Below are 16,591 nucleotides of genomic sequence, written 5' to 3' on the forward strand. Positions count from 1 at the left end.
CGGATAGGACGTCCACCGGACGCCGCCCGCATCTATGCCGGAGGTCATGCATCGCGGGAACATTTCTAAACGAAAAGTAAACGATCAGCTTCGATTGTGTGACCGGTATCACCGACTAAATGCGTTTAGAGGGTAGCTGGCGGCGCCGGTATGCTGCGCTGCGCAACGAATTACGACGCGCGTTCGGTGGCGCCGGCAGACCGATTAGAATTGCGCGCCTCCCAACCGAACGGCCGCCGATGACCACCCTCGCCTACCGCCGCGTCCTCCTGAAACTTTCCGGCGAGGCGCTGATGGGCAGCGAGGACTACGGCATCGATCCCAAGGTCAGTTCGCGGCTGGCGCAGGAGGTGATCGAGGCGCAGCAGGCGGGCGCGGAGGTCGCGCTGGTAATCGGCGGCGGCAATATCTTCCGCGGCGCGGGACTGGCGGCGTCCGGCATGGACCGGGTCACCGGCGACCACATGGGCATGCTGGCTACGATCATCAACGCGCTGGCCATGCAGGACGCCCTGGAGAAACTCGGCGCGCGCTGCCGGGTGATGAGCGCGCTGAAGATCAACCAGGTCTGCGAGGACTATATCCGTCGCCGCGCCGTCCGCCACCTTGAAAAGGGCCGGCTGGTCATCTGCGCCGCCGGCACCGGCAACCCCTTCTTTACGACCGATTCCGGTGCCGCGCTGCGCGCGATTGAAATCGGCGCGGATGTGCTGCTCAAGGCGACCAAGGTCGACGGCATCTACGACCGCGACCCGAAGAAATTCCCCGATGCGACGCGCTTCGACACGCTGACCTACGACGACGTGCTCGCCCGCGATATCCAGGTCATGGACACCGCCGCCTTCGCGCTCTGCCGCGACGCCCGCCTCCCGATTCGCGTGTTCGACATGGAACAGCCGGGCCAGTTGCTGCGTATCCTGCGCGGCGAGCAGATCGGCACGCTCGTCCGCGCGGCCTGACGGTGGGCGGTTCCCACGCCCATCACGGGCACGGCCATTCGCACGACCACGCGCCTGTCCACGCGACGCGGGCATTCGCGATCGCGACGCTGCTCAACCTCGCGTACACCGCGGTCGAGGCCTGGTACGGCTTTTCGACCAACTCGCTCGCGCTGCTGTCGGATGCGCTCCACAACCTCGGTGACGTCGCGGGACTTGCACTCGCGTGGGGCGCCGCCGCGCTCGCGCGTCGCGCGCCGACGACGCGCCATACCTACGGCTGGCGCCGTGCGACGCTGCTGTCACCGCTCGCGAACGCGCTTCTCCTCGTCGCGTTCGCTGGCGCGCTGATCGGCGAATCGGTCCAGCGCTTCAGCGCGCCGCCTCAGATCCAGGGCCTGCCGGTGATCGTCGTCGCGGCGATCGGCATCGCCGTGAACCTGTTGGCGGCCGGATTGATGCATCGCGGCCAGGAGCACGATCTCAATCGCCGCGCGGCGTTCCTTCACCTGATGGCCGACGCCGGGGTTTCGCTCGCCGCCGTGCTGGCCGGCGTCGGCATGGCCACGCTGGGCTGGGAATGGCTGGATCCCGCCACTGCCGTGCTGGTGAGCGTCGTGGTCGGCATCAGCGCGTTCGGGCTGCTGCGCGAAAGCTTCAACGCGGCGATGGACGCCGTGCCGCGCAGCATCGACCACGCGGAGGTCGAAGCCTTCCTCGCCGGGTTGGAAGGCGTGGTGGCCGTACATCACGTGCATATCTGGCCGATCGGCGCCGGCGAGATCGCGATGACCGCGCATCTCGTCCGTCCGCAGCCGGACGATCACGACGCCTTCCTCGATCATGTCACCCACGCGCTCGACCATCGCTTCGGCATCAACCATCCGACGCTGCAGGTCGAGCACGGACCCGGCTGCGAGCACGACCTGCACGATCGTGCGCCGCACCACTGAGCCGCAGCGGCCGTCAACGCGCCCTGCCCTATAATCCGCGGCCGACCGCCGAACCGACACGGAGCCCGCGATGCTCAACGAGATCAAGAACGACACCAAGGCGCGCATGGCCAAGAGCGTCGAAGCGTTCCGGCACGACCTCGTCAAGGTGCGCACGGGCCGCGCGACGACCTCGCTGGTCGACCACATCAAGGTCAACTACTACGGCTCGGACGTGCCGCTTTCGCAGGTCGCCAGTGTCGCCGTGAGCGATGCGCGCTCGCTGACGATCACGCCGTGGGAAAAGCCGATGGTGAGCGCGGTGGAGAAGGCGATCCTCGCCTCCGACCTCGGCCTGACGCCGAACACCGCCGGCATGGCGATCCGCCTCAACCTGCCGCCGCTCACCGAAGAGCGCCGTCGCGACCTCGCGAAGGTCGTGCACTCCGGTGGCGAAGACGCGAAGGTCGCGATCCGCAACATCCGTCGCGACGCGAACCATCAGGTGAAGGAACTCCTGAAGGACAAGAAGATCACCGAGGACGAGGCGACGCGCGGCGAAGCCGACATCCAGAAGCTCACCGACGAGGCGATCAAGAACGTCGACGACGTCGTGAAGGCGAAGGAACAGGAACTGATGGCGGTCTGACCGCCACGGCATCTGCTGCGGGCGTTCCGCCGCCCGCGCCTTCTACCGACGACACCACGTGACTTCTTCCGCAACTGCTGGCGCGAACCGCGTCCCGCGCCACCTCGCGATCATCATGGACGGCAACGGCCGCTGGGCGCAGAAGCGCCGGCGTCCGCGCCTGATCGGTCATCGCGCCGGCGCCCGCGCGGTGAATCTCTGCATCGACTTCTGCCTCGAACGCGGCATCGAAGTGCTGACGCTGTTCGCGTTCTCGAGCGAGAACTGGGACCGCCCGCAGGACGAAGTCGGCGGCCTGATGAAGTTGTTCACCGGCGCGCTCGAACGCGAGGTGGACGAGCTGGATCGACGCGGCGTGCGTGTCCGCTTCATCGGCGATCGCTCGCGATTCACCGATTCGATCCGGTCGCGCATGGCGCAGGCGGAATCGCGTACGGCCGGCAATCGCACGCTCGATCTCGTGATCGCCGTGAGTTACGGCGGCCGCTGGGACATCGCCAATGCGGCGCGCTCGCTGGCCGAGGACGTCGCGGCGGGCCGCCTGCAGCCGTCGGAGATCGACGAAGCGCTGCTGGGCTCGCGCATGGTGCTCGCCGACCTGCCAGCGCCCGACCTGTTCATCCGCACCGGCGGCGAGCTTCGCATCAGCAATTTCCTGCTCTGGCAGCTGGCCTACACCGAACTGTGGTTCACCGATTTGTTGTGGCCCGACGTCGATGCGGCGACACTTCAGGTTGCGCTGGACGACTACGCGCGCCGTGAACGCCGATTCGGCCTGACCGGGGCACAGGTCGGCGGCAATCCCGAGACGTCCGAATGACCCGTACCCGCGTTGCCGCTGCCCTGGTGATGACCCCCGTCGCGATCGCGGCGATCCTGCTGCTCGACACGCCCTGGATGATGGTCGCCGCCGCCGCGGTGTTCCTTGCGGGCCTGTGGGAATGGCTGGATCTCGCCGAAGTCGAGGACAGCCTGCACAAATGGGTACTGCTGATTGCGAACCTCGGGCTGATGGTGGCGATCGTGTGGGCATCGCATTCGCGCGAAGGCGGCACGCTCGTGCTGTACCAGCTCGCGACGATCGTCGGCATCGTCTGGTGGGCGTTCGCACTGCTGTGGCTCGGCCGATACGACTTCGGCAGCAACCACGAGTCGTGGGCTCGCGCGCTGAAATTGACCGCAGGCACGCTCGCGGTCGTTCCCGCGTGGTGCGCACTGACGTGGCTGCACGCGGACGGCCCGAACGGCGATCGATGGTTGCTGACCTCGCTGGCGACGATCTGGGCGGCGGACACCGGCGCGTACTTCGCGGGTCGCCATCTGGGCCGGCACAAGCTCGCGCCGCGCATCAGCCCGAACAAGACGATCGAAGGCCTCGGTGGCGGCGTTGTCGTCGGCACGATCGTCGCGATTCTGTTCTCGCTCATGGCGGGCGCCGCGACGAAGGACCTGTGGAAGGTCGCGATCGTGGCCGCGGCGTCGGTGCTCGTGTCGGTGATCGGCGACCTGTTCGAAAGCCTGCTCAAGCGCCACGCGGGCAAGAAGGATTCGGGCACGCTGATTCCCGGCCACGGCGGCGTGCTTGATCGCATCGACGCAGTACTCGCCGCGCTTCCCGTCTTCGCGCTCGGCAAGGCGCTGTTGGGCCTCTGATGCACCGCATCGCCGTCCTCGGCGCGACGGGCTCGATCGGCGCATCCGCCCTCGACGTCATCGCGCGACATCCCGATCGGCTTGCCGCGAACGTGCTCGCCGCGGGACGCAACGTCGATGCGCTCGTTGCCTTGTGCCATCGCCATCGTCCGGACCACGCGGTCATCGCGGAACCGGACCTGTTCGGCGAACTGCGCGCCAAGCTGCTCGATGCCGGCGTACCGACGCAAGCGCACGCCGGCATGCAGGCGATCGACGAACTCGCCGCGGGCGATGCCTGCGACACCGTGGTCGCCGCCATCGTCGGCGCCGCGGGCCTGGATTCCACGCTTGCGGCGGCGCGCGCGGGCAAGCGCATCGCGCTCGCCAACAAGGAATCGCTGGTGCTTGCGGGCGCGCTCGTCATGCGCACCGCGCACGAATCGGGCGCGGCGATCGTGCCCATCGACAGCGAACACAATGCGATCTTCCAGTGCCTGCCTTCGCGCGACGGCAAGGCGATGCGCGACACGCGCAGCCTGCGTCGACTCGTGCTCACCGCGTCCGGCGGCCCGTTCCGCGGACGTTCGCGCGAGTCGTTGAAGCACGTCACGCCCGAGCAGGCTGTCGCGCATCCGCGCTGGTCGATGGGCCCGAAGATTTCGGTCGACTCGGCCACGCTGATGAACAAGGGCCTCGAGGTGATCGAGGCGCATCACCTGTTCGGCGTGGCGCCCGACGCGATCGACGTGCTCGTGCATCCGCAGAGCCTCGTGCATTCGCTTGTCGAGTTCGTCGACGGCTCGACGCTCGCGCAGCTCGGCCTGCCCGACATGCGAACGGCGCTCGCAGTCGGTCTCGGCTGGCCCGATCGGCTCGAATCCGGCGTCGGCGGCCTCGACCTGCTCGCACAGGGCGGCCGCCTCGACTTCGAAGCACCCGATTTCGACGCGTTCCCGTGCCTTGCGCTGGCTTATCGCGCCCTCCGAGCTGGCGGCGCTGCACCCGGTGTGTTGAACGCCGCGAACGAGACAGCCGTCGAGGCTTTCCTCGCAGGCCGCATTGGTTTCCTCGACATCGCAGCCCTGGTTGCGTCGGCGCTGGACGAGATCGCAACCGCCGCCGCGGACGATCTCGACGCCCTGCGCGATGTCGACCGCCGCGCCCGCGCGCACGTCGCCGCGCGCCTCGGAGACGCCCGATGAGCGCACGACGACTGCCGTTCATCGAACCCGCCCCACGCTCGGCGACCATCGCGCGTGGACTGAACCATCGCCCGGTCCTGCGGTCTGCTTCCGCAGCCGCGGCCGGTCGTCGCGGGAGAACGCCTTGAACGAGCTGCTCGGATCCATCTGGTGGCTGGCTGTCAGCCTCGGCATCCTCGTGACCTTCCACGAGTTCGGGCACTACTGGGTGGCGCGACGCTGCGGCGTGCGCGTGCTGCGCTTCTCGATCGGCTTTGGCCGCGCGCTGTGGTCGCGCATCGGTCGCGATGGCACGGAGTACGCGATCGCGGCCATCCCGCTGGGCGGCTACGTGAAGATGCTCGACGAGCGCGAAGGCGACGTCGCGCCGTCCGAACTGCACCTCGCCTTCAACCGCAAGCCCGTGCTGCAACGGATGGCGATCGTCATCGCCGGCCCGGTGGCGAACCTGGTCCTTTGCGTGCTGTTCCTGTGGGGCATGTTCGTCATCGGCCGCCCCGATTTTGTCCCCGCGATCGGAAGCGCCTCGGGCCTCGCCGCCGACGCCGGCCTGCGCGCGGGCGACACGCTGCTCGCCGTGGGTGACCGCGCGACGCCGACGTGGTCGGAAGCCGAGCTCGCGCTGATCCCCGCCGCACTCGACCGTCGCGACATCGACCTGCGAGTCCGCACGCCCGAGGGCGCCGAGGCCACGCGTCACCTGCGCCTATCCGGACTGCCCGCCAGCATCGACGAGCTTCGCGCGGTCGAGGCGGTCGGTATCGCACCGCGGCATCAGCTCGTGCCCGCCAAGGTAGGCGCCTTCGCGCAACGACGAGGACTTCCCGCGGAGGGCGTTCTCCGAACCGGCGACCTCATCACCGCTATCGACGGGCACCCCGTCCGAAGCTGGGATGAGATGGCGCCCATCGTCGATGCGGTCGGCCGCACCGGCGAGTCGGCGATGGTCGAAGTCCAACGCGACGGCGAACGCCTGGCGTTTCCGATGAAACCCGTCCGCGGCACCGATGCAGGCGGCACGCGCTGGATGCTGGGCATACCCCCGCCGACCCCGACGGATCCGGTACCCGACGCCGTCCTCCGCTACGGCCCGATCGACGCGATCCCGGCCGCGATTGCGGAAACCGCGCACCAGGCGCACGAGCTCGTGGGCATGCTCGGCCGCGCATTTTCGGGCCGAGTCGACGTTCGCAACACCGTTGCAGGCCCGATCACCATCGCCCGCGCCGCGAACGCCTATGCCGCGCACGGCCCGGCCTGGTACCTCTCGCTGCTGGCCATGCTGTCCCTCAGCCTGGCCATTCTGAACCTGCTCCCCATCCCGATATTGGATGGCGGTCACCTGCTGTATTACCTTATCGAGCTGATCAAAGGCCGCCCGGTCAGCGATCGCGCCATGGCGGCCGGGCAATTCGTCGGCCTGGCGATCATCGTCGGCCTCATGGGCCTGGCGTTCTACAACGACATCGTGAACAACCTGGTGCGCTGACGGCGGCTACAGCCGACCTCTCCACCGCGCCGGAAGATTGCCTGCGGCGTTTCCCTGGATTCGATCCAACCGGACTGATGATGACGCGACCCCTGCCCCGCCGCCTGCTTGCCCTCGCCCTTGCGTCCGCGATGGCCGCGGTTCCGGTGACCTCCGCCCTGGCCGAATCCTTCGCGCCTTTCACCGTCAGCGACATCCGTGTCGATGGCCTGCAGCGCATCTCGGCGGGTACGGTGTTCACGTACATGCCGATCGAGCGCGGCGACACCGTCGACAGCACCAAGGTCGCGGACACGATCCGTGCGCTTTACAAGACCGGCTTCTTCGAGGACGTGCGCGTCGAGCGCCAGGGCGACATCCTCGTCGTCGACGTCACCGAACGTCCGTCGATCAACAAGCTCACGTTGACCGGCAACAAGGACATCAAGACCGAGGACCTGACCAAGGGCCTCAACGAGATCGGCCTGTCCGAAGGCGGCACGTTCGATCGCCTCGCGCTCGATCGCGTGACGCAGGAGCTGACGCGCCAGTACAACAACCGCGGCAAGTACAACGTCGAGATCAACCCGACGGTGTCGCGCCTGGACCGCAACCGCGTCGACGTCACCATCGCGGTGAAGGAAGGCTCGGCCGCGCGCATCCGCCACATCAACCTGGTCGGCAACGAGAAGTTCAGCGAGGAAGACCTGCGCGACACGTGGGAATCCCGCGAAACGAACTGGAAGAGCTGGTACAAGCGCGACGACCAGTACTCGCGCGAAAAGCTTTCCGGCGACCTCGAAAAGCTCAATTCGTTCTACCTCGACCGCGGCTACGTCGACTTCAGCGTCGACAGCACGCAGGTCGAGATCAGCCCGAACCGCCGCGACATGTTCATCACCGCCGGTCTGACGGAAGGTGAGCAGTACAAGGTCGCGAAGGTCGAGGTGACGGGCGACACCGTTCTTCCCAAGGAAGAGATCGAACGCCGCGTCTACGTCAAGGAAGGCCAGATCTTCTCGCGTCGCCTGCTCGAGCTGTCCTCCGATGCGATCACCGCGACGCTGGCCAACGTCGGCTATGCGTTTGCGCAGGTCAACGCGGTTCCGGACATCGACAAGGAAAACAAGACGGTCAGCCTGAACATGCAGGTGGTGCCGGGCCCGCGCGTCAACGTGCGCCGCATCATCTTCAAGGGCAACACGCGCACCTCCGACGAGGTCTTGCGCCGTGAAATGCGCCAGTTCGAAGGTAGCTGGTACTCGCAGGCTGCGCTCGACCGCTCGAAAATCCGCCTGCAGGGCCTCGGCTTCTTCGAAACCGTCGACGTCGACAACCAGCCGGTACCGGGTACGCCGGACCAGGTGGACGTCGTCGTCACGGTCAAGGAAACGACGTCGGGCAGCTTCGTGTTCGGCCTCGGCTATTCCCAGCTCAGCGGCCTGACCACGCAGATCCAGCTGTCGCAGAACAACTTCCTCGGCACGGGCAACCGCGTGTCGGTGCAGGCGAACCGCAACTCGTACCTGCAGCGTTACGACTTCTCGTTCGTCAACCCGTACTTCACCGACAGTGGCGTTTCGCTGGGCTACAACCTGTGGTGGCGCGAGTTCGACAACTCGAACTTCAACACCGCGCAGTACACGTCGACGAGTGGCGCGGCGCAGGCGGTCATGGGCATTCCGATCTCGGAAACCGACACGATCACCGCACTGTTCGGCGTCGATTCCAATGAAGTCTTCGCGAGCCCCGGCAGCGCGCCGGAACCGCTGGTCGACTACATCGATGCCGTCGGCAACCGCACGTTCCACACGTTGCGCGGGCAGATCGGCTGGTCGCGCAACACGCTCGACAATTTCCTGACGCCGAACACCGGCATGATGCAGCGCTTCAGCGCCGAGATCGCCCTGCCGGGTTCGACCGTCGAGTACTACAAGCTCAACTACGACATCTCGAAGTTCTGGCACCTCTCGCGACACTTCGTGCTCAACACGCGCGCTGAACTCGGCTACGGCGACAGCTACGGCCAGGACTTCACGCGCAACGTCTGCTTCAACAATCCGATCGACACCAACGGTGACGGTTTCCCGGATACCGCAGGCGCAACGCCGACCGAGCCGTGCCTTACGACGTCGCCCGACTACGTCAAGACGATCACGGCGACCGGCCTTCCGTTCTTCGAGAACTTCTACGCCGGCGGCGTGCGCTCGGTCCGCGGCTTCTCGGACAACACGCTCGGCCCACGCGCCAAGGCGACCAACTCGAACATCCTGCAGCCGATCGGCGGCGCGGTGAAGACGGTCGGCTCGCTGGAAATGTTCTTCCCGACGCTGATCAGCAGCTCGGCGGCACGTGTTTCGGCGTTCGTCGACGTCGGTAACGTGTTCGCCAGCCGCGGCGACTTCGACGCCGGCGAGCTGCGCGCCTCGGGCGGTATCTCGCTGCTGTGGCGCTCGCCGATGGGTCCGATCTCGATCAGTTACGCGATTCCCTTCCGCAAGAAGGACAACGACGAGATCGAGCACCTGCAGTTCACCTTCGGCGGCGTGTTCTGATCCGCGCATGAGCCCGGGCAACGAAGCAGCTCGTCCGCACTACACCGCCGGCGAGCTCGCGGAGCGGTTCGGGCTCGAGTTGCATGGCGACGCCGCGACGCTTGTTCGCGGCGTCGCCACGATCGCCGACGCCACGCCCGATCGCCTGACGTTCCTGTCGAACTCGAAGTACCGACCCGCGCTCGCCACCACGCGAGCGGGCGTCGTCGTGCTGTCCGCGACTGACGCCGATGCCGCGCCGGGAACCGCCCTCGTCGCGCGCGACCCCTACGCCGCCTACGCGCGCGTCGCGACGTTGTTCGAGGTCGTCCCGTCTGCACCGGCGGGCGTCCACGCCAGCGCCGTGGTCGATCCGACTGCGACTGTCGAGCCATCAGCCAGCATCGGTCCTCACGTCAGCATCGGCGCGCGCTGCGCGATCGGCGCGGGGGCGACCATCGGCGCGGGCTGCGTGGTCGGCGACGACTGCGTCGTCGGCGACGGTTCGCGGCTCGTCGCCCGGGTCACGCTGGTGACCCGCGTTCGTCTCGGCGCGCGCGTGCTCATCCACCCGGGCGCAGTGATCGGCGCGGACGGCTTCGGTATCGCGATGGATGCGGGCGCGTGGCTCAAGGTGCCGCAGTTGGGCGGCGTCGTGATCGGCGATGACTGCGAGGTCGGCGCCAACACCACCATCGACCGTGGCGCGATCGACGATACGGTGCTCGAGGACGACGTCCGCCTCGACAACCAGATCCAGATCGGCCACAACGTGCGGATCGGCGCGCACACCGCGATGGCAGGTTGCGTTGCAGTCGCCGGCAGCACGCGCATCGGCCGCTACTGCCTGATCGGCGGCGGCGCCGGGATCGTCGGCCACATCGAGATCTGCGACAAGGTCGTCGTCACGGCGATGAGCCTGGTCACCCATTCGCTGCGCGAGCCCGGCGAGTACTCGTCCGGCACGCCGCTGATGGACAACCGCACGTGGCGGCGCAACGCTGCCCGCTTCCGACAGCTCGACCGCCTGTTCCGCAGCCGCCGGGACTGATTGGGCGCGTCGCCGTATCATGGGCGGCTTCGGCAACGGCCAGCCCGGCCGCTTTGCAGGACCCCGAATGAACCAGACCGTGCAGCTCCCCGTCGACGTCCGCGGCATCGAATCGCTCCTGCCGCATCGCTATCCGTTCCTGCTGGTGGATCGCGTCGTCGAGTTCGAGCCCCGCAAGCGCATCCTGGCGTACAAGAACATCACGGTGAACGAGCCGTGCTTCACCGGCCACTTTCCGGGCAACCCGGTGATGCCGGGCGTGCTGATCATCGAGGCGCTGGCGCAGGCTGGCGGCCTGCTGACGACGCTCACGGCCAAGGCCGAAGGCAACGAAAAGCACGGCGACAAGCTGTTCTACCTGGTCAAGGTCGACAACGCGAAGTTCATGAAGATGGTCGTGCCCGGCGATCGCCTCGAGCTCGACGTCGAACTCAAGCGCGTCATCCGCAACATGGCGATGTACTCCGCCATCGCGCGCGTCGACGGCGAAGAGGTCGCCGTTGCCGACATCCTCTGCGCCGAGGCGCAGGGCTGAGCATGGCGGCGCGCGTCCATCCGAGCGCGGTGGTCGAAGCCGGTGCGCGGCTCGGGGAAAACGTGGTCGTCGGCCCGTTCTGCTACATCGGCGACGGCGTCGAGGTGGGCGACGGCACGGAGTTCGGCCCGCACTGCAGCGTGATGGGCCCGACGCGCATCGGCCGCAATAATCGTTTCATCGGCCACTGCGCGGTCGGCGGCGAGCCGCAGGACAAGAAATTCGCGGGCGAGCACGTCGAGCTCGTTATCGGCGACAACAACACGTTCCGCGAATTCGTCACGCTCAATCGCGGTACGGGCAATGGCGGCGGCGTCACGCGCATCGGCAACGACAACTGGCTGCTTGCCTACGTGCACGTCGCGCACGACTGCGACGTCGGCGACCACTGCATCTTCTCGAACAACGCGACCCTCGCAGGCCACGTCACCGTCGGCGACCATGTGATCCTCAGTGGCTTCGCGGGCATCCACCAGTTCTGCCGGATCGGCGCGCACGCGTTCGTCGGCATGGGCGCCTTCGTCAACGGGGACGTGCCGCCCTTCGTGATGGTCGCGCAGGAAGACTACGGCCGCCCGCGCGGCATCAATGCGGAAGGCCTCAAGCGCCGCGGTTTCGACGCATCGCGCATCTCCGCGATCAAGCGCGCATATCGCGCGCTGTACGTCGCCGGCGGATCGCTCGACGACGCGCGCGCCAAGCTCACCGAACTTGCCGGCGACAGCGAGGACGTGCGCCTGCTGCTCGACTTCGTCAACACCGGCGATCGTCCACTGCTGCGCTGATCGCGCGATCCCGACCTCCGCGACGCGTTCTCGCGCGCCCACCCGTTTGAGCCCATGTCGACGCCCAATCGCCCGCACCGCATCGCGATCGTCGCCGGTGAAGCCTCCGGCGATCTGCTGGGTGCGGGCCTGATCGACGCCCTGCGCGCGCGCTGGCCGGATGCCGAATTCGCCGGGATCGGCGGCGATCGCATGCACGAGGCGGGTTTCGACGCGTGGCATGACGCGGGCGAACTCGCGGTCATGGGGCTTGCCGAAGTGCTGCGCCACCTGCCGCGACTTCTCAAGCTGCGGCGCGCATTGCGCGATCGCGTGCTGGCGTGGAAGCCGGACGTCTTCATCGGCATCGATGCGCCGGACTTCAATCTCGGCGTCGAACGCTGGTTGAAGCAACGCGGCGTGACCACCGTGCACTATGTCAGCCCGTCCGTATGGGCGTGGCGCGAAGGACGCGCGGCGAAGATCGGGCGTTCGGCCGACCGCGTGCTTTGCCTGTTCCCCATGGAACCCGCGATCTACGCGAAGCATGGCGTCGACGCGCGCTTCGTCGGCCATCCGCTCGCGGACGAGATGCCGTTGCAGCCCGATCGCGCGGCGGCGCGCGCGGCGCTGGATCTTGCATCGGATGCGCCGGTGCTTGCGCTGTTACCCGGGTCCCGCACCGGTGAAATCGAACGTCTCGGCGCGGATTTCCTCGACGCCGCGGCGCGCGTGCGCGATGCCCTGCCCGGCCTTCGCGTGGTGGCGCCCATGGCCGACTCCCGGGCACGCGCGACATTCGAGCGCGTGCTCGCGCGGTCGCCAGCGCGCGAACGTCTCGGCGATGCGCTATCGATCATCGATGGCAACGCGCGCGTGCTGATGATCGCGAGCGACGTGGTGCTGCTGGCATCGGGCACGGCCACGCTCGAGGCGATGCTGGCGAAGCGGCCGATGGTGGTGGCGTACAAGGTCGCGGCGACGACGTACCGGATCGTGAAAGGCCTCGGCATGCTCAAGGTGAGCCGCTACGCGCTGCCGAACATCCTCGCCGGCGCGGACGTGGTGCCCGAACTGATGCAGCATGACTGCACACCGGAGAAGTTGGCAGCCGCCGTGCTGCGCTGGTTCCGCAGCCCCGAGGCGGTGACTGAGCTCGTGCCGCGGTTCACGAACCTGCACGACGAACTGCGACGCGACGCCTCCGCGCGCGCGGCGGACGCCGTCGTCGACGTCGTATCCTCGCCACATGGCTGACGCGCCGCTTCAATCGGAACTCGACATCGCCGTCGAACGCGGTGCGCAGCGCATTGCGGGCGTGGACGAGGCCGGTCGAGGCCCGCTCGCAGGCCCGGTGGTCGTGGCGGCCGTGGTGTTCATTCCCGGCCGCACGCCGATCAACGGGCTCAACGATTCCAAACAGCTCGATGCCGGGCGTCGCGAGGTGCTCGCCGTGCGCATCCGCGAGCGCGCGGTCGCCTGGCATGTCGCCGTGATCGATGTCGGCACGATCGATCGCATCAACATCTTCCACGCGACGATGCTGGGCATGCGCGAGTGCGTCGAGGCCGTGCGCCACGCCGCGGACATCGCACGCATCGACGGCAACGTCGTGCCGAAAGGCCTGCCGTGCGCGGGTGAGGCGTGGGTCGGCGGCGATGCCCGCTGCCGTTCGATCATGGCCGCGTCGATCCTGGCGAAGACGCATCGCGACGCGTTGATGGTCGAGATGCACGCGAAATATCCGCAGTACGGATTCGACCAGCACAAGGGTTATTCCACGCCACAGCATCTCGCCGCGCTGGCGGCGCATGGGCCGTGCCCGGAGCACCGCAGGTCGTTCGCGCCCGTGCGTTCGAGCGTGACGACCGACGATGGCGAACGCGAGCTGGCGCTGCTGTGACGCATTGACGCGCGCGCCTGCTACGACGGCGCGCGTCGCTTCAGCTTGGCGCCCACGCCACTACGCGTCGGTTGGTGGTTCGTCTGCCAGCGCGTTCGCAGGTTTGGGCGGTCCGACGACAGGCGTGTTCTCGATGGACGAGGTCGCATCGCGTCGGCTGGCGCGCTGGTCCGTGGGCGGGAGTCGGGCATCGCGTGGTTCGAACGATGCGGTCTTGTCGGTTCTGAACGTGAACGACGGTGACGTCATGGCGCACCTCCGGATCCGCCCGTTTGTGGGCCACGCATCATCGCGCCGTGTCGGCGTCGCGCGTGCAAACAACGCATTAAGGACGAGTGCGCTTGAGAGCCGGCGCGACGTCGTGCACGCGCGCCGCAGCGATCGAACGCGTGGCGGCGGATATCGGCAGGACGCGCCGATCCCGCTCGCCGATAGCACGCGTCGCGCGTTGCCGAACCGCGTGTCGAACCCCCGTGCCTGGCGTCAGCTCGGCGCGCTGATCGCGGTTTCAATGGTGACCGCTGCGGCGTCGTCCACCGGAAACTGGAGCGTCGGGCCTTTCGGCGGTTTCGGTGGGCCCACCACCGGCACGTTCGCGCCGTAGTGGATGCGGCACAGCACGACCAGATGCCGGCCATCGCGCAGCACGAGGTCGATACGTTGTTCGTCGGTGCCGGTTTCGGCGGGTGCATCGAGGGTGGACGACGACATGGTCATGGCAACTCCGCGGGATGCCCGGACGGGCGAAATCGTCAGCGCGTGGCGACGACGCCGGCGCGCGTGAATAACGGATTCGTGGCGAGGCGCTTCTCGGCAATGCCCGCGTGCCGCGCCATCTCGATTCGCTGGCGCGCGCCGTCGACATCGCCGAGTTGCAACAACGTCTCCGCGTTGTAGAACGCGACGTCGGCCGCCTGTTCGCCCTTGCTTTCGGCCTGCCGCGCGAGCGCCAGCGCGCGTTCGCGTTCGCCGATGTTCGCGCGGTACCAGCCGAGCGCGGCGAGCGTCATCGCATCGCCGCCGTTGAAGTCGATGAAATGCTGCGCAAGATCGGCGGCCTGCCGGAATGCCGCCGGCGCCTGGCCGGCCGTGCGTGCATCGGCGAGCAGCGCATCGCCAAGGTTGCCGTAGTTGATGTAGGTGTCGGGACTCAGCGCAATCGCACGGCGATACAACACAGCCGCGGCCGCGTAGTCGCCGCGTTCGTATTTGATGGTGCCGAGGTTGGCGAGTGCGCGGTCGTCCGGGTCGAGCGCCACGGCGCGTTCCAGCGCCTTTTCCGCAGCGTCGGTGCGTCCGACGGAGAGCAGCAGCGCGCCTTGCAGGCCCCAGAAATCGCCGTCTTCAGGCGCGAGGCGCGTGGCCTGTTCGAGCGAGGCGACCGCGTCCTCGGTGCGTCCGGCGACGTATTGCTGGTAGCCGAGTTCCGCGTAGATGTGCGCGTCGGACGGACTTGCGCGCAGCGCCTCGCGGAAATGGGCGAGCGCGTCGTCGATGCGATCGCGCGCGACATCGACCTTGGCGAGCCCGACCAGAGCGTCCGCGCGTTGCCCGGGATAGTCCACGACGTGGCGGTAGTACTCGCCCGCCTTCTCGAGGCTGCCGTTGACGCGGTAGAGGTCGCCGAACGCGAGCTGCACCTCGCCGATGCCGGGATCCATGTTTTCCGCCGTGCGGCACGCAAGCCGCGCGGAATCGAACGCCTTCGGATTGCGCTGGCTTTCGAAGCGCCACGCTTCCGTGCGGCAGATCGCGGCCTGTGCGCGCGCGAAGCCGGGGTCGCGGACCAGCGCCTTGCGGAAATAGCCGATCGCCTGCGGCCGGTCGCCACGGGTGGCGAACAGTTCGTACAGGCCGTGCAGGTACGCGTCGAAGGCGGCGACGTCGCGCGTGGGTGCCAGACGCCGTCGCAGGCCTTCACCCGCATCCGGCAGCGCGCCGACCAGCACGGCGGCCACCTCGGACGCCATGCTGCTCTGCAGTTCGAACACGTCGCGCAGCGGACGGTCGTAGCTGCGGCTCCACAGCAGGCCGCCGGAGGGAACGTCGAGTAGCCGCGCATCGACGCGAACGCGGTTGCCGATGCGCTGCACGCGCCCGTCGAGCACGCTCGCGACGCCGAGGCGCCGGCCGAGCGCGAGCGGGTCGATCGCGGCGTCGGGCGCCCACGCCGCGACCTGCAGCCCGTGCACGCCAGCGAGCGCGTTGTGCATCTCGACGGCGAGGCCTTCGGCGAAGTAGCGATCGGCGGGGTCGGCCGTGGTGGTGGTGAATGCGCGAACGGCGACCGACGGCGCGCTCGCGTGGAGCGGCGCAGGCGGGCGCCGCCACCAGGCGATCGCGGCGACGAGCGCCAGTAGCGCTAGGCAGGCGAACGCGATCGCGGCTGCACGCCGGCGCGACGGGGCGACGGCGCCTCGCATCTCGCGCTGCTCGACAGGGCCGGCCGATGCGTCGGCCGTCAGCGGCAAGGCGGTGTCCGCGCCGCGTGCCGCAAGCGGCGCCCGTTCGGCGGCGGGCTCGGCCTCGGTGTCCGCAGCCGCCATGCGCTCGTCCAGCAGCTCGCCGATGAAGCTGTAGCCCAGCGCATGCCGCGTCTGGATATAGCGCGGATGCTGCGCGTCGTCGTCGAGCGCATGGCGTAGCTGGGCGATCACCCGGGTGAGCACGCCCGGCGTGACGTGGCGATGCCCCCAGACCGCATCGAGCAGGTCGTCACGCGGGACGAGCTCGCCGGCGCGCTCCAGCAGCAGCGCCAGCACCGCGAACGCTTTCGGTTCCAGCGTCCGCAGCTCGCCCGCACGCACCAGGGTGCGCGCGCCCAGGTCCACCACGACGTCGTCGAAGCGATAGCGACTCGCGACCACGGCGGCGCTGGGGGGAACGCCATCGGCCGTCATCGGCGGTTACTCCTGAAAACCTCGCAACCTGCGCGAGGCATCGGACAAACCTCATCTCCCCATCATGACTCAGCAGGCGC

General features: G+C 68.1%; 15 protein-coding genes. 13 read left to right on the forward strand and 2 right to left on the reverse strand.

Features of this window, described 5'->3' with window-relative positions; all coding sequences use genetic code 11:
• Positions 1-239 precede the first annotated feature (239 nt).
• The 13 genes from pyrH (at position 240) to ACKTTN_RS10020 (ending at position 13,611) form a co-directional block, all read left to right on the forward strand.
• A complete protein-coding gene (gene pyrH / locus ACKTTN_RS09960; RefSeq protein ID WP_407909687.1) occupies positions 240-959 on the forward strand; it encodes a UMP kinase in 720 nt (239 codons plus the stop codon).
• Positions 960-961: 2 nt separating this feature from the next.
• Complete coding sequence (locus tag ACKTTN_RS09965) at positions 962-1,891, forward strand: cation diffusion facilitator family transporter (RefSeq protein WP_407909688.1); 930 nt, start codon at positions 962-964, stop codon at positions 1,889-1,891.
• A 70-nt stretch (positions 1,892-1,961) separates the two neighbouring features.
• Complete coding sequence (gene frr / locus ACKTTN_RS09970; RefSeq protein ID WP_407909689.1) at positions 1,962-2,519, forward strand: ribosome recycling factor; 558 nt, start codon at positions 1,962-1,964, stop codon at positions 2,517-2,519.
• Positions 2,520-2,577: 58 nt separating this feature from the next.
• A complete protein-coding gene (gene uppS / locus ACKTTN_RS09975) occupies positions 2,578-3,339 on the forward strand; it encodes a polyprenyl diphosphate synthase (protein ID WP_407909690.1) in 762 nt (253 codons plus the stop codon).
• On the forward strand, positions 3,336-4,172 hold the full coding sequence (locus ACKTTN_RS09980; RefSeq protein ID WP_407909691.1) for a phosphatidate cytidylyltransferase: 837 nt from the start codon (positions 3,336-3,338) through the stop codon (positions 4,170-4,172). Before uppS ends, ACKTTN_RS09980 begins: the two co-directional genes overlap by 4 nt.
• Entirely contained in the window at positions 4,172-5,356 is a 1,185-nt protein-coding gene (locus ACKTTN_RS09985; protein WP_407909692.1) for a 1-deoxy-D-xylulose-5-phosphate reductoisomerase, read from the forward strand. Before ACKTTN_RS09980 ends, ACKTTN_RS09985 begins: the two co-directional genes overlap by 1 nt.
• 124 nt (positions 5,357-5,480) lie before the next feature.
• Entirely contained in the window at positions 5,481-6,845 is a 1,365-nt protein-coding gene (gene rseP / locus ACKTTN_RS09990; RefSeq protein ID WP_407909693.1) for an RIP metalloprotease RseP, read from the forward strand.
• Between the two features lie 80 nt (positions 6,846-6,925).
• Complete coding sequence (gene bamA / locus ACKTTN_RS09995) at positions 6,926-9,379, forward strand: outer membrane protein assembly factor BamA (protein ID WP_407909694.1); 2,454 nt, start codon at positions 6,926-6,928, stop codon at positions 9,377-9,379.
• 7 nt (positions 9,380-9,386) lie between these two features.
• A complete protein-coding gene (gene lpxD, locus ACKTTN_RS10000; RefSeq protein ID WP_407909695.1) occupies positions 9,387-10,409 on the forward strand; it encodes a UDP-3-O-(3-hydroxymyristoyl)glucosamine N-acyltransferase in 1,023 nt (340 codons plus the stop codon).
• A gap of 67 nt (positions 10,410-10,476) precedes the next feature.
• On the forward strand, positions 10,477-10,944 hold the full coding sequence (fabZ, locus tag ACKTTN_RS10005) for a 3-hydroxyacyl-ACP dehydratase FabZ (protein WP_407909696.1): 468 nt from the start codon (positions 10,477-10,479) through the stop codon (positions 10,942-10,944).
• 2 nt (positions 10,945-10,946) lie between these two features.
• Complete coding sequence (gene lpxA, locus ACKTTN_RS10010; RefSeq protein ID WP_407909697.1) at positions 10,947-11,729, forward strand: acyl-ACP--UDP-N-acetylglucosamine O-acyltransferase; 783 nt, start codon at positions 10,947-10,949, stop codon at positions 11,727-11,729.
• Positions 11,730-11,783: 54 nt separating this feature from the next.
• Complete coding sequence (gene lpxB / locus ACKTTN_RS10015) at positions 11,784-12,965, forward strand: lipid-A-disaccharide synthase (protein ID WP_407909698.1); 1,182 nt, start codon at positions 11,784-11,786, stop codon at positions 12,963-12,965.
• Positions 12,958-13,611, forward strand: a complete 654-nt coding sequence (locus ACKTTN_RS10020; protein WP_407909699.1) for a ribonuclease HII — start codon at positions 12,958-12,960, stop codon at positions 13,609-13,611. Before lpxB ends, ACKTTN_RS10020 begins: the two co-directional genes overlap by 8 nt.
• 483 nt (positions 13,612-14,094) lie before the next feature.
• Here the strand turns inward: ACKTTN_RS10020 and ACKTTN_RS10025 are convergent, their stop codons facing one another.
• A complete protein-coding gene (locus ACKTTN_RS10025; protein ID WP_407909700.1) occupies positions 14,095-14,322 on the reverse strand; it encodes a hypothetical protein in 228 nt (75 codons plus the stop codon).
• 41 nt (positions 14,323-14,363) lie between these two features.
• A complete protein-coding gene (locus tag ACKTTN_RS10030) occupies positions 14,364-16,511 on the reverse strand; it encodes a tetratricopeptide repeat protein (RefSeq protein WP_407909701.1) in 2,148 nt (715 codons plus the stop codon).
• Positions 16,512-16,591 lie beyond the last annotated feature (80 nt).

The organism is Lysobacter claricitrinus (assembly GCF_045866565.1).
Lineage (GTDB): Bacteria > Pseudomonadota > Gammaproteobacteria > Xanthomonadales > Xanthomonadaceae > Cognatilysobacter > Cognatilysobacter claricitrinus.

Coding starts and splice junctions, on each gene's coding strand:
- ACKTTN_RS10025 (WP_407909700.1), bottom strand. CDS start 14,322: ATGTCGTCGTCCACCCTCGATGCACCCGCCGAAACCGGCACCGACGAA.
- ACKTTN_RS09980 (WP_407909691.1), top strand. CDS start 3,336: ATGACCCGTACCCGCGTTGCCGCTGCCCTGGTGATGACCCCCGTCGCG.
- ACKTTN_RS09985 (WP_407909692.1), top strand. CDS start 4,172: ATGCACCGCATCGCCGTCCTCGGCGCGACGGGCTCGATCGGCGCATCC.
- bamA (WP_407909694.1), top strand. CDS start 6,926: ATGACGCGACCCCTGCCCCGCCGCCTGCTTGCCCTCGCCCTTGCGTCC.
- lpxA (WP_407909697.1), top strand. CDS start 10,947: ATGGCGGCGCGCGTCCATCCGAGCGCGGTGGTCGAAGCCGGTGCGCGG.
- ACKTTN_RS10030 (WP_407909701.1), bottom strand. CDS start 16,511: ATGACGGCCGATGGCGTTCCCCCCAGCGCCGCCGTGGTCGCGAGTCGC.
- ACKTTN_RS10020 (WP_407909699.1), top strand. CDS start 12,958: ATGGCTGACGCGCCGCTTCAATCGGAACTCGACATCGCCGTCGAACGC.
- fabZ (WP_407909696.1), top strand. CDS start 10,477: ATGAACCAGACCGTGCAGCTCCCCGTCGACGTCCGCGGCATCGAATCG.
- frr (WP_407909689.1), top strand. CDS start 1,962: ATGCTCAACGAGATCAAGAACGACACCAAGGCGCGCATGGCCAAGAGC.
- pyrH (WP_407909687.1), top strand. CDS start 240: ATGACCACCCTCGCCTACCGCCGCGTCCTCCTGAAACTTTCCGGCGAG.
- lpxB (WP_407909698.1), top strand. CDS start 11,784: ATGTCGACGCCCAATCGCCCGCACCGCATCGCGATCGTCGCCGGTGAA.
- lpxD (WP_407909695.1), top strand. CDS start 9,387: ATGAGCCCGGGCAACGAAGCAGCTCGTCCGCACTACACCGCCGGCGAG.